Origin of the sequence: Citrobacter sp. wls714, from assembly GCF_005281025.1 — a bacterium.
Classification (GTDB): domain Bacteria; phylum Pseudomonadota; class Gammaproteobacteria; order Enterobacterales; family Enterobacteriaceae; genus Citrobacter; species Citrobacter werkmanii.
In genome coordinates this window covers 344414-357913 of sequence record NZ_SZWZ01000031.1, presented here as the reverse complement: position 1 = coordinate 357913, position 13500 = coordinate 344414, and the positions used below count along the sequence as shown (strand labels likewise).

Genomic DNA, 13500 nt, shown 5'->3' with positions numbered 1-13500 from the left:
TTTTGCTTGTTCTGCACTATGACACAAATTTGGGTTGGGTAAAGACGAAATCAGCCACCTGGTAGCGGGTGTGGGGACATTTTTCTGCACAATGTTCTATAATGCGCGTGAATTTTCCCACCATATTCACACCACAGGCGAAACGATCATGACGCAGGATGAACTGAAAAAAGCAGTAGGATGGGCGGCACTTCAGTATGTACAGCCCGGTACCATTGTGGGCGTAGGTACAGGTTCAACAGCCGCACACTTTATTGATGCGCTGGGCACAATGAAAGGTCAGATTGAAGGCGCGGTGTCCAGTTCTGACGCCTCGACCGAAAAACTCAAAAGCCTTGGCATCCACGTGTTCGATCTTAACGAAGTGGACAGCCTCGGCGTCTACGTTGACGGCGCAGATGAAATCAACGGCCATATGCAGATGATTAAAGGCGGTGGCGCAGCGTTGACCCGTGAAAAAATCATTGCTTCCGTGGCGAAGAAATTTATCTGCATCGCTGACGCGTCCAAAGAAGTCGATATTCTCGGTAACTTCCCGTTGCCGGTAGAAGTTATCCCAATGGCGCGTAGCGCAGTGGCTCGCCAGTTGGTGAAGCTGGGCGGTCGTCCTGAATACCGTCAGGGCGTGGTAACTGACAATGGTAACGTGATCCTTGATGTGCACGGTCTGGAAATCCTCGACGCCATCGCGCTGGAAAACGCCATCAATGCGATTCCGGGCGTGGTAACCGTAGGTTTGTTCGCTAACCGTGGTGCGGATGTCGCGCTGATCGGTACCCCAGACGGCGTGAAAACTATCGTAAAATGATCTGATGGGAGCGTCTTCTCCCGTTAAAAAAAATTTGGCAGGGCAAATTTGGTGACTTGTGTCACGTTTACAATATTGCCCTGCCGATCTCTCCAAAGAAAAAGTTATCGCCAGTATTTTCCTCTGACATTTCCCGCTGAATGACATTTCCTCAGCATGACGACGCAAACGTTCATATTGCCGCAATATTATTTTTTGATATGTTGAAGAGGCGGATGAAAATCCCACACACAACACATCAGATTGAACAAAAAAGACAGGGTCGGGGAAATGGCAAAGGTATCACTGGAGAAAGATAAGATTAAATTTCTGCTGGTAGAAGGCGTGCATCAAAAAGCACTCGAAAGCCTTCGTGCAGCAGGTTATACCAACATCGAGTTTCACAAAGGCGCTCTGGACACCGAACAACTGAAAGAGTCCATCCGTGATGCCCACTTCATTGGCCTGCGATCCCGTACCCATCTGACTGAAGATGTAATTGCCGCCGCAGAAAAACTGGTCGCGATTGGTTGCTTCTGCATCGGCACCAACCAGGTTGATCTTAGCGCTGCGGCAAAGCGCGGGATCCCGGTGTTTAACGCGCCATTCTCTAACACTCGCTCCGTTGCTGAACTGGTGATTGGTGAACTGCTGCTACTGTTACGCGGCGTACCAGAAGCGAACGCCAAAGCGCACCGCGGCGTGTGGAATAAACTGGCTACTGGCTCTTTTGAAGCGCGCGGCAAAAAACTGGGGATCATCGGCTACGGGCACATTGGTACTCAGTTAGGCATTCTGGCGGAATCGCTGGGGATGCATGTCTATTTCTATGATATTGAAAATAAACTTCCGCTGGGTAACGCCACGCAGGTTCAGCATCTTTCCGATCTGCTCAATATGAGCGACGTGGTGAGTCTGCACGTGCCGGAAAATGCCTCTACCAAAAACCTGATGGGCGCGCGTGAGATTTCGCTGATGAAACCGGGCGCGCTGCTGATTAACGCCGCGCGCGGTACGGTGGTTGATATTCCAGCCCTGTGCGACGCGTTAGCGACCAAGCACCTGGCAGGGGCGGCAATTGACGTTTTCCCAACCGAACCGGCAACGAACAGCGATCCGTTCACTTCGCCGCTGTGTGATTTCGACAACGTGATCCTGACGCCGCATATTGGTGGTTCCACGCTGGAAGCGCAGGAAAATATCGGTCTGGAAGTGGCGGGGAAACTGATCAAGTATTCCGACAACGGCTCCACGCTGTCTGCGGTTAACTTCCCGGAAGTTTCGCTGCCGCTGCATGGTGGTCGTCGTCTGATGCACATTCACGAAAACCGTCCTGGCGTTCTGACCGCGCTGAACCAGATTTTTGCCGAGCAGGGCGTCAACATTGCTGCGCAGTATCTGCAGACTTCCGCACAGGTAGGTTACGTGGTTATCGATATTGAAGCGGATGAAGATGTGGCGGAAAAAGCGCTGCTGGCGATGAAAGCCCTTCCGGGAACCATTCGCGCCCGTCTGCTGTACTAATTTCCTCTAAATGGGCAGGCGATGACCTGCCCATCCTTCCTCTGATTTCCCGGCCTCAAAATTTCTTTCTGTAACGCATACATTCTGTTTTCGAGCCTTGCCGCAATTGGCAACTAAAGGCAGTGCTGCGTGTTGTACAGCACTAAAAGAAATTTACGATAGGGGCTCAGCATAGTGCTGAAACGGGAAAGCCCCTACCGAAGCAGGGGCTCTAAAAAGGAAAGGGACGATGATGAGATACGTCATCATGCTGCTGATCCTGTTAATCATCGCTACGCCAGCATATTAACAGAGAGTACGCAGGAGGGAGGTTCGCCTCCCTCACCCTTCACCGAGGAATTTAGGTCAAAAAAACGGCGCTGTCAATCGGCAAAAAACGGCTACCACTGCCAAATTTTGGATGGTGTCACCACCGCAGGCAGTGGGATATCCCACTCTTCGACAGGCAGCTTTTCCACTAACTGGCAATCATGTGCGTAGCCCACGGGTTGGATCTTATGCTGTTGCCAGTTTTGCAACGTGCGGTCATAAAATCCGCCGCCCATCCCCAGACGCTGCCCATCCTCGTCAAACGCGACTAACGGCGTAACCAGTACATCCAGCTTTGCCAGTGGCAATACGTCGCGGACATCAAGTCGTGGCTCCTGGATCTTTAAGCGGTTGGTCACCAGCGCACTCTGTGGATGATAGTGCAGGAACAGCAGGTTGCCAGGGCTAAAGGGATGAAGAACCGGAAGGTAGACGCGCTTACCCGCTCGCCACAGCTGTTCGATCAGCGGTTGGGTGTCGAGTTCGCCATCGAAAGAGAGAAACACCGCTACGGTATGGGCAAGAACAACAGGGGGAAAACTGAGCATTCTGGTCGCGGCTTGCTGACCAAAGTGTTGTTGCTGATCGCTGGTAAGCGCACGGCGACGCTGACGAATCAGTGTGCGTATTTCTTGTCGGGATAAAGGGAGTTCAGAAAGTAGTGTCATGGCTGTTGCCAGGTAGAAGGGAATCTCCGAGATGCCGCCGCAGGCTGTAACCCTTGAACCCTTGGTTCAAGGTGAATGCGTCGTCACAGTTTTAAGGCTTCTCGGACGGGCCGAGCATGCTCACCAACCGTGGAGCGCCACATTCTTGTGGTATGAAATATCGGCTCAGGGGACTGGCCCGCTTGCAAACATCTCAGAGAAATTTTGTCTTCACGGTCACTCTACCACAGTAAACCGAAAAGTGTTATTCAAAGTTTTGGCCCGTTTTTTCGGTTATGCGACCCTGATCAAGCAACGCTTGTTCGATGGTCTGTTGCAGCATCCGAATACGTTGTTCCATGCTCGCCGCGTACTCACGCGTCTTCGCTTTTTCCTGAGTTAATTCATAGCTGATGTTCAACGCGGCGATGAAAACCAACTGCTCAGTATTTGTGACTCTAGTGCGAACTTTCAGATCTTGCAATCGCTGATTGAGATCGTCCGCAGCCTGATTCAACGCATCCCTTTGTTCAGGCGGGCAATTCACTCGCAGTGAACGGCCAAATATTTGGATATCGACGGGTTGTGCAGACATGCCACCTTCCTGCTGATTGACTGCGCTGCCTTCGTCTCCAGACCTTGGGTCCGCGAAGGGGCGACACTATAGCTACCCTGGTATCAAGATACAAGCCCTTTTCTGGTCCACCAGGGTCCAAAGTGGTAGCATATCATGAATATTCCTCCCTTTGATGACGAATGCTTATGTCTATACAGAACGAAATGCCTGGCTACAGCGAAGTTAGCCAGTTTTTGAACCAACAAGGGGCTGGATTAACCCCGGCCGAAATGCACGGCTTAATCAGCGGGATGATTTGTGGTGGCAACAACGACAGCTCATGGCAGCCGCTGTTGCACGACCTGACGAACGAAGGTCTGGCCTTTGGTCACGAGCTGGCTCAGGCACTGCTGAAAATGCACTCTGCTACCAGCGATGCCCTTGAGGACGACGGCTTCCTTTTTCAGCTTTTTCTGCCTGAAGGTGATGACGTCAGCGTGTTCGATCGCGCCGATGCGCTGGCTGGCTGGGTAAACCACTTTCTGCTGGGTCTCGGCGTTACGCAGCCTAAGCTCGACAAAGTGACCGGCGAAACCGGTGAAGCGATTGACGACCTGCGCAATATCGCTCAGTTGGGATATGACGAAGACGAAGATCAGGAAGAGCTGGAAATGTCGCTCGAAGAGATCATCGAATACGTGCGCGTAGCCGCCTTGCTGTGCCATGACACGTTTACGCGTCAGCAGCCTACGGCGCCGGAAGTCCGCAAACCGACTCTGCACTAAATACAACAACGCCAAGGAGAGTGTTATGAGTGAGATATCTCAGCAAGAATTCCAGCGTCGTCGTCAGGCTTTGCTGGCACAAATGCAGCCCGGCAGCGCCGCGCTGATTTTTGCCGCGCCGGAAACGACGCGCAGCGCGGACAGTGAATACCCGTACCGCCAGAACAGTGATTTCTGGTATTTCACCGGCTTTAACGAGCCTGAAGCCGTGCTGGTGCTGATTAAAAGTGATGACACTCATAACCACAGCGTTTTGTTCAACCGGGTTCGCGACCTGACGGCTGAGATCTGGTTTGGCCGCCGTCTGGGCCAGGATGCCGCACCGGCAAAACTCGGCGTTGATCGGGCGCTGGCCTTCAGTGAAATCAATCAACAGTTGCATCTGCTGCTCAATGGTCTGGACGCGGTGTATCACGCTCAGGGCGAATATGGCTGGGCCGACGAAATTGTCTGCACGGCGCTGGATAAACTGCGCAAAGGCTCCAGACAAAATCTGCACGCGCCCGCCGCGATCATCGACTGGCGTCCGATGGTGCATGAGATGCGTCTGTTCAAATCACCGGAAGAGATTGCGATCATGCGCCGTGCCGGAGAGATCACCGCCCTGGCGCATACCCGCGCGATGGAAAAATGCCGTCCGGGGATGTTTGAATACCAACTGGAAGGGGAGATTCACCACGAATTTACCCGCCACGGCGCGCGTTATCCGTCCTATAACACCATTGTCGGAAGCGGTGAAAACGGTTGTATCCTGCATTACACCGAAAATGAAAGTGAAATGCGCGACGGCGACCTGGTGCTGATTGACGCTGGTTGTGAATACAAAGGTTATGCGGGCGACATTACGCGTACCTTCCCGGTTAATGGCAAATTTACCCCCGCGCAGCGTGAAATCTACGATATCGTACTGGAATCCCTGGAGACCAGCCTACGTCTGTATCGCCCCGGAACTTCCATTCAGGACGTCACCGGTGAAGTTGTGCGCATCATGATTACCGGTCTGGTGAAGCTTGGCATCCTGCACGGCGACGTCGACCAGTTAATTACCGAGAATGCGCATCGCCCATACTTTATGCATGGTCTTAGCCACTGGCTGGGGCTGGATGTGCACGACGTTGGCGTTTATGGTCAGGATCGTTCGCGTATCCTTGAGCCAGGAATGGTGCTTACCGTCGAGCCAGGGTTATATATCGCACCGGATGCCGATGTACCGGCTGCTTATCGTGGCATTGGCATTCGTATAGAAGATGACATCCTCATCACCGAAGACGGTAACGAAAACCTGACCGCCAGCGTGGTGAAGAAAGCTGATGATATTGAAGCCTTAATGGCTGCGGCGCGACTGCAATGAGCGTAATTATCGTCGGTGGTGGCATGGTCGGTGCGACGCTGGCGCTGGCCATTTCCCAGCTCAGTCATGGGACGCTGCCAGTTCATCTGATAGAAGCGAGCGAACCTGAAACTGACCGTCATCCTGGGTTTGACGCCCGGGCGATTGCGCTGGCGGCAGGCACCTGTCAGCAGCTGGCGCGAATTGGCGTGTGGCAGGCGATTGCCGATTGCGCAACGGCAATCAAAACGGTCCACGTCAGCGATCGCGGCCATGCTGGATTTGTTACGTTGGATGCGCAGGAATATCGTCTCCCGGCGCTGGGTCAGGTGGTGGAACTCCACGATGTTGGGCTGCGTCTGTTTGCGCTACTGCGTAAAGCGCCGGGCGTCACGCTACATTGTCCCGATCGCGTAGCCAGCGTAGCGCGTGCGCAGGAACATGTTGAGGTCACGCTGGAAAATGGCGAGGTTATTACCGGTCGCGTGGTGGTCGCCGCTGACGGTACGCGTTCCGCGCTGGCTACCGCCTGCGGCGTGGACTGGCAGCAGCAGCCTTATGAACAACTGGCGGTAATCGCCAATGTCACGACCTCCGTTCCTCACGATGGGCGAGCGTTTGAACGCTTCACGCAGCATGGCCCGCTGGCAATGCTGCCGATGTCTGATGGTCGCTGCTCGCTGGTATGGTGCCACCCGCTGGAGCAGCGTGATGAGATCATGGCCTGGTCCGACGAACGGTTTTGTCGTGAATTGCAAACCGCGTTTGGCTGGCGGCTGGGGCGTATTACCCAGGCCGGTAAACGCAGCGCTTATCCGTTGTCATTAACTACTGCGCTGAAGGCGATGACCCATCGTACCGTGCTGGTGGGGAATGCAGCCCAGACGCTGCATCCCATAGCCGGACAAGGTTTCAACCTTGGTCTGCGCGACGTAATGAGCCTGGCTGAGACGTTAACTCAGGCGCAAAACTGCGCGGAAGATATTGGTGATTACGCAGTGCTGGCACGCTATCAGCAACGCCGCGAGCGCGATCGCGAAACGACGATTGGTGTGACCAACAATTTAGTGTATTTGTTTGCCAATCGCTGGGCTCCGCTGGTTGTTGGCCGCAATGTCGGGCTGATGGCGATGGAATTATTCACACCCGCGCGCGATGCGCTGGCGGAGCGGACCCTGGGTTGGGTTGCGCGATAAATATGGCCTGTAGGCCGGATGGCGGCGTAAACGCCTTATCCGGACTACGGTTTTGATTGTTCCGGTTTCCAGGAGTAAACAGTGCAAAGTGTTGATGTAGCAATTGTCGGTGGCGGCATGGTGGGACTGGCGGTTGCCTGCGGCTTGCAGGGCAGCGGGTTACGCGTTGCGGTGTTAGAACAATATGTTCCGCAGCCGTTGGCGGCGGATGCAGCTCCTCAGCTTCGCGTGTCGGCAATCAATGCCGCCAGTGAAAAACTGCTTACTCGTTTAGGCGTCTGGTCAGATATCGTTGCCCGTCGCGCGTGCTGCTATCACGGTATGGAAGTCTGGGACAAAGACAGCTTCGGGCGCATTGAATTTGACGACCAGAGCATGGGCTACAGCCATTTGGGCCACATCGTCGAAAACTCAGAGATCCATTACGCGCTGTGGCAAAAGGCGCAGCGTTCGCCGGATATTACGCTGCTGGCACCCGCTGAAATACAGCAGGTAGCCTGGGGTGAGAACGAGGCATTTCTGACCCTGAAAGAGGGCGCAATGCTGACGGCTCGCCTGGTGATCGGCGCGGATGGCGCTAACTCCTGGCTGCGTAATAAAGCAGACATTCCGCTCACCTTCTGGGATTACCGTCATCATGCGCTGGTGGCGACGATCCGTACGCAGGAAGCCCACGGCGCGGTTGCGCGCCAGGCGTTTCACGGCGAGGGTATCCTGGCATTCCTGCCGCTCAGTGACCCGCATCTGTGCTCTATCGTCTGGTCACTTTCTCCGCAGGAAGCCGAACGCATGCAGCAGGCAAGCGTTGACGAGTTTAATCAGGCGCTGAATATCGCTTTTGATAACCGTCTGGGACTGTGCAGCGTTGAAAGCGAACGGCAGACGTTTCCGCTGACGGGACGCTATGCGCGTCAGTTCGCCGCCCATCGTCTGGCGCTGGTGGGGGATGCGGCGCATACTATCCATCCGCTGGCGGGTCAGGGGGTTAACCTCGGCTTTATGGATGCGGCAGAGCTTATCGATGAGCTTAAGCGGCTACAACGTCAGGGCAAAGATATTGGCCAGTATCTCTATTTGCGTCGCTATGAGCGCAGCCGTAAGCACAGCGCAGCAATGATGCTGGCCGGTATGCAGGGCTTCCGTGAACTGTTTGCCGGTGAGAATCCGGCGAAGAAACTGCTGCGTGATATTGGTCTGAAACTGGCCGATACCCTTCCGGGCGTAAAACCGCAGCTCATCCGTCAGGCGATGGGACTGAACGATCTTCCCGAGTGGCTACGTTAGCGTCCGTAAGGACAATCTTAAGAGTTTGAGACCCGTCACATTTTCCTCTCCCGGCCCTCGCGCCGGGATGCTTCTCTCATTTGAAATAATCTAATTCCACACCTTTTTTCGCATTAGTTTTTTTAATATCATGTTTTTTTCATAACGCCATTTTTGACATTTTTTCCACATTTAATGTTGTTTGCTGCTGATTACTCTTTCTCATTTATGCTTATTATTCTGATTTTTGGGTGTGGTTGTGGTTTTTTGTTCTGTCGTCGATCTGGCCATTTTTTGCCATAAGCTAATGTGATGGCTAATTTTGCCTTATGGTTTAGCGTCTGTTTCGGTGGTAAGTTCAGGACAAAGAGAACGTTTGCGTCGTAGCCCCTGGAGCGGCTGCGGTGCTGGGTTTCGTGGCGAAAATTTCACCGCGAAAGAGTTGGTAGCCCCGCTTATTCAACGAGGAAAAGATGGCTCAACAGACTCCTTTGTACGAACAACACACGCTATGTGGCGCGCGCATGGTAGATTTCCATGGCTGGATGATGCCACTGCATTACGGTTCTCAGCTCGATGAACACCATGCTGTTCGCACCGATGCCGGTATGTTTGATGTGTCGCATATGACCATCGTCGACCTGCGCGGCAGCCGCACCCGGGAGTTCTTGCGTTATCTGCTGGCAAACGACGTCGCGAAGCTAACGAAGACGGGTAAAGCCCTCTACTCCGGTATGCTTAACGCATCGGGCGGTGTGATAGATGACCTGATTGTCTATTACTTCACTGAAGATTTCTTCCGCCTCGTTGTAAACTCCGCCACCCGCGAAAAAGACCTCTCCTGGATTACCCAACACGCTGAACCTTACGCCATCGACATCACCGTTCGTGACGACCTGTCGCTGATTGCGGTGCAGGGGCCAAACGCGCAGGAAAAAGCAGCAACGTTGTTTACTGACGAACAGCGCCATGCGGTAGAAGGTATGAAGCCGTTCTTCGGCGTTCAGGCGGGTGATTTGTTTATCGCAACCACCGGTTATACCGGCGAAGCAGGCTATGAAATTGCCATGCCGAATGAAAAAGCGGCTGATTTCTGGCGTGCGCTGGTACAGGCAGGCGTCAAACCTTGCGGTCTGGGTGCGCGTGACACGCTACGTCTGGAAGCGGGTATGAACCTGTACGGTCAGGAGATGGACGAAGGGATTTCTCCACTGGAAGCCAACATGGGCTGGACCATTGCGTGGGAACCTGCCGACCGCGACTTTATTGGTCGTGAAGCGCTGGAAATGCAGCGTGAAAAAGGCCACGAACAGCTGGTCGGACTGGTGATGACCGAGAAGGGCGTGCTGCGTAATGAACTGCCAGTGCGCTTCACTGACGCTTCCGGTAACCAACATGAAGGTATTATCACCAGCGGAACATTCTCCCCAACCCTGGGTTACAGCATCGCGCTGGCGCGTGTACCCGCGGGTATTGGTGAGACCGCGATCGTGCAGATCCGTAACCGCGAAATGCCAGTAAAAGTCACTAAACCTGTTTTTGTGCGTAACGGCAAAGCCGTCGCGTGATTCATCCTTTTTGGAGATTGATTGATGAGCAACGTACCTGCAGAACTGAAATACAGCAAAGAACACGAATGGCTGCGCAAAGAAGCTGACGGCTCTTACACCGTTGGTATCACCGAACATGCTCAGGAGCTGTTGGGTGACATGGTTTTCGTAGACCTGCCAGAAGTTGGTGCCACCGTCAGCGCGGGTGATGACTGCGCCGTTGCGGAATCCGTAAAAGCGGCTTCTGATATTTATGCGCCGGTAAGCGGTGAGATCGTCGCGGTTAACGACGCGCTGAGCGACTCCCCGGAACTGGTCAACAGCGAACCGTATGCCGGTGGCTGGATCTTCAAAATCAAAGCCAGCGATGAAAGCGAAATCGAATCGCTGCTGGATGCTACTGCGTACGAAGCATTGTTAGAAGACGAATAAATACGCTTCATTCTTCACGTTGCAGGTGTGTTGGCTTCCTCGCTCACCCCAGTCACTTACTTATGTAAGCTCCTGGGGATGTGCTGCGTCGCCGCCGTCCTGCAACGCGAATTATTTTGCGTATTCAGGTAAGTAGAGACACCTACGATTCACTGCACGTTTCAGGAACCATCGCCCATGACACAGACGTTAAGCCAGCTTGAAAACAGCGGCGCTTTCATTGAACGCCACATCGGACCGGACGCCGCGCAGCAGCAAGAGATGCTGAATGCGGTTGGCGCCGAGTCGTTAAACGCGCTGATCGGCCAGATTGTGCCGAAAGACATTCAGCTCGCAACCCCGCCACAGGTAGGCGAGGCGGCGACAGAATACGCTGCGCTGGCCGAATTAAAAGCCATCGCCGGGCGTAACAAGCGCTTCACGTCCTACATCGGCATGGGCTACACCGCCGTGCAGTTGCCACCGGTTATCCTGCGTAACATGCTGGAAAATCCGGGTTGGTACACCGCGTATACGCCGTATCAGCCGGAAGTCTCTCAGGGCCGTCTGGAAGCGCTGCTGAACTTCCAACAGGTCACGCTGGACCTGACGGGGCTGGACATGGCCTCCGCCTCTCTGCTGGATGAAGCCACCGCGGCGGCAGAAGCCATGGCGATGGCCAAACGCGTCAGCAAACTGAAAAACGCCAACCGTTTCTTTGTGGCGGCTGATGTTCATCCGCAAACGCTGGACGTCGTGCGCACTCGCGCCGAAACCTTTGGTTTTGACGTCATTGTGGATGACGCAGCGAAAGCACTGGATCACCAGGATGTGTTCGGCGTGCTGTTGCAGCAGGTTGGTACCACTGGTGAAGTGCACGACTACAGCAAACTAATTGCTGAGCTGAAATCCCGTAAAGTTGTGGTCAGCGTTGCTGCCGACTTTATGGCGCTGGTGCTGCTGACGGCTCCTGGCAAACAGGGTGCGGATATCGTTTTCGGCTCTGCGCAACGCTTCGGTGTTCCAATGGGTTACGGTGGCCCGCACGCGGCATTCTTTGCCGCCAAAGACGAATTCAAACGCTCCATGCCAGGCCGTATTATCGGCGTATCAAAAGATGCGGCGGGCAATACCGCACTGCGCATGGCGATGCAGACTCGCGAGCAGCATATCCGCCGTGAGAAAGCGAACTCCAACATTTGTACCTCACAGGTACTGCTGGCTAACATCGCCAGCCTGTATGCCGTTTATCATGGTCCGGTCGGTCTGAAGCGCATCGCTAATCGTATCCACCGCCTGACCGATATTCTGGCGGCAGGTGTGCAACAGAAAGGCTTAAAGCTGCGTCATGCGCATTACTTTGACACGCTGTGTGTTGAAGTGGCTGATAAAGCTGCGGTACTGGCGCGTGCGGAAGCGGCAGAGATCAACCTGCGCAGCGATATTCATAACGCGGTAGGTATTACGCTCGACGAAACCACCACCCGTGAAAACGTGGTGCAGTTGTTCACTGTTCTGCTGGGCGACAGCCACGGCCTGAACATCGACACGCTGGATAAAGACGTGGCGCTCGACAGCCGTTCCATTCAGAGCAGCATGCTGCGTGATGACGCGATCCTCAGCCACCCGGTGTTTAACCGCTACCACAGCGAAACCGAGATGATGCGTTACATGCACTCGCTGGAGCGTAAAGATCTGGCGCTGAACCAGGCGATGATCCCGCTGGGTTCCTGCACCATGAAGCTGAATGCCGCCGCCGAGATGATTCCTATCACCTGGCCGGAATTCGCTGAACTGCATCCGTTCTGCCCGCCAGAGCAGGCGGAAGGGTATCACCAGATGATCGGTCAGCTTTCCGAGTGGCTGGTAAAACTGACCGGCTATGACGCAGTCTGTATGCAGCCGAACTCCGGCGCACAGGGCGAATACGCTGGCCTGCTGGCGATTCGTCATTATCACGAAAGCCGTAACGAAGGCCATCGCGATATCTGCCTGATCCCGGCGTCCGCCCACGGTACTAACCCGGCTTCCGCACAAATGGCGGGGATGCAGGTGGTGGTAGTCGCCTGTGATAAGAACGGCAACATAGATCTGGACGATCTGCGGGCAAAAGCAGAACAACATGCTGCAAACCTTTCTTGCATCATGGTGACCTATCCGTCCACCCACGGCGTGTATGAAGAAACGATCCGCGAAGTGTGTGAAGTTGTGCACCAGTTCGGCGGCCAGGTGTACCTCGACGGCGCGAACATGAACGCCCAGGTTGGAATCACCACGCCGGGCTTTATCGGCGCGGACGTTTCGCACCTCAACCTGCATAAAACCTTCTGCATTCCGCACGGCGGCGGTGGCCCAGGTATGGGACCGATTGGCGTTAAATCGCATCTGGCACCGTTTGTGCCGGGACACAGCGTGGTTCAGATTGAAGGGATGCTGACCCGTCAGGGCGCGGTGTCTGCCGCACCGTTCGGTAGCGCATCCATTCTGCCAATCAGCTGGATGTACATCCGTATGATGGGCGCAGAAGGTCTGAAGCAGGCAAGCCAGGTCGCGATTCTTAACGCTAACTACATTGCCAGCCGTCTGAAAGATGCCTATCCGGTACTGTATACCGGTCGCGATGGCCGTGTGGCGCATGAATGTATTCTCGACATTCGCCCACTGAAAGAAGAGACCGGCATCAGCGAACTGGATATTGCCAAACGTCTGATCGACTATGGTTTCCATGCGCCAACCATGTCGTTCCCGGTAGCGGGTACGCTGATGGTGGAACCGACCGAATCTGAAAGCAAAGTGGAACTGGATCGCTTTATTAACGCGATGCTGGCAATCCGCGCTGAGATCGAGCGCGTGAAAGCCGGTGAGTGGTCGCTGGAAGATAACCCGTTGGTAAACTCGCCGCACACCCAGAATGAGCTGGTGAGTGAGTGGAACCACGGTTATAGCCGCGAAATCGCAGTCTTCCCGGCAGGCGTGGCGAACAAATACTGGCCTACCGTGAAGCGTCTTGATGACGTTTACGGCGACCGTAACCTGTTCTGCTCCTGCGTGCCGATGAGCGAATATCAGTAACTTTTCCGCGTAGTTAAACAATTTCCAGGCCGGGTAAGGCGAAGCCGCCTCCCGGCTTTTTCATATCTGG

The 13500-nt window shown here is 54.4% G+C and carries 11 protein-coding genes and 1 other RNA gene; 9 read left to right on the top strand and 3 right to left on the bottom strand.

From position 1 onward, the window contains the following. Positions 1–148: 148 nt before the first annotated feature. A complete protein-coding gene (rpiA, locus tag FDX11_RS08595) occupies positions 149–808 on the top strand; it encodes a ribose-5-phosphate isomerase RpiA (RefSeq protein WP_016154364.1) in 660 nt (219 codons plus the stop codon). A 270-nt stretch (positions 809–1078) separates the two neighbouring features. Continuing rightward, positions 1079–2311 (top strand): phosphoglycerate dehydrogenase, encoded by a 1233-nt coding sequence (gene serA / locus FDX11_RS08590; RefSeq protein ID WP_006686878.1) that lies wholly within the window; start codon positions 1079–1081, stop codon positions 2309–2311. Between the two features lie 380 nt (positions 2312–2691). Here serA and FDX11_RS08585 read toward each other — a convergent pair whose 3' ends face one another. The 3 genes from FDX11_RS08585 to zapA all read right to left on the bottom strand — a co-directional run bounded on the left by FDX11_RS08585 (position 2692) and on the right by zapA (position 3862). Continuing rightward, a complete protein-coding gene (locus FDX11_RS08585; RefSeq protein ID WP_042310896.1) occupies positions 2692–3288 on the bottom strand; it encodes a 5-formyltetrahydrofolate cyclo-ligase in 597 nt (198 codons plus the stop codon). A gap of 19 nt (positions 3289–3307) precedes the next feature. After that, a non-coding RNA gene (gene ssrS / locus FDX11_RS08580) (6S RNA) lies at positions 3308–3491 on the bottom strand. 41 nt (positions 3492–3532) lie between these two features. Continuing rightward, the gene (zapA, locus tag FDX11_RS08575) at positions 3533–3862 is read right to left on the bottom strand and encodes a cell division protein ZapA (RefSeq protein WP_003026980.1); all 330 of its coding nucleotides are present in this window, start codon (positions 3860–3862) and stop codon (positions 3533–3535) included. Between the two features lie 167 nt (positions 3863–4029). Here zapA and FDX11_RS08570 point away from each other — a divergent pair, with 167 nt between their 5' ends. From FDX11_RS08570 to gcvP, 7 genes are all read left to right on the top strand, one after another. Then, a complete protein-coding gene (locus FDX11_RS08570) occupies positions 4030–4608 on the top strand; it encodes a YecA family protein (protein WP_137349424.1) in 579 nt (192 codons plus the stop codon). Between the two features lie 25 nt (positions 4609–4633). Further along, the gene (gene pepP / locus FDX11_RS08565; RefSeq protein ID WP_061382424.1) at positions 4634–5959 is read left to right on the top strand and encodes a Xaa-Pro aminopeptidase; all 1326 of its coding nucleotides are present in this window, start codon (positions 4634–4636) and stop codon (positions 5957–5959) included. Then, positions 5956–7134, top strand: coding sequence for a 2-octaprenyl-6-methoxyphenyl hydroxylase (gene ubiH, locus FDX11_RS08560; RefSeq protein ID WP_137365287.1), 1179 nt, complete (start codon positions 5956–5958; stop codon positions 7132–7134). Before pepP ends, ubiH begins: the two co-directional genes overlap by 4 nt. A gap of 81 nt (positions 7135–7215) precedes the next feature. Next, positions 7216–8418 carry an FAD-dependent 2-octaprenylphenol hydroxylase gene (ubiI, locus tag FDX11_RS08555; protein WP_042310888.1) on the top strand — a complete coding sequence of 401 codons (1203 nt, stop codon included), beginning with the start codon at positions 7216–7218 and terminating at the stop codon, positions 8416–8418. 452 nt (positions 8419–8870) lie between these two features. Beyond that, on the top strand, positions 8871–9965 hold the full coding sequence (gcvT, locus tag FDX11_RS08550) for a glycine cleavage system aminomethyltransferase GcvT (protein WP_048215585.1): 1095 nt from the start codon (positions 8871–8873) through the stop codon (positions 9963–9965). A 24-nt stretch (positions 9966–9989) separates the two neighbouring features. Further along, on the top strand, positions 9990–10379 hold the full coding sequence (gene gcvH / locus FDX11_RS08545; RefSeq protein ID WP_006686886.1) for a glycine cleavage system protein GcvH: 390 nt from the start codon (positions 9990–9992) through the stop codon (positions 10377–10379). 177 nt (positions 10380–10556) lie between these two features. Continuing rightward, entirely contained in the window at positions 10557–13430 is a 2874-nt protein-coding gene (gene gcvP / locus FDX11_RS08540) for an aminomethyl-transferring glycine dehydrogenase (RefSeq protein ID WP_042310885.1), read from the top strand. Positions 13431–13500: the final 70 nt, after the last annotated feature.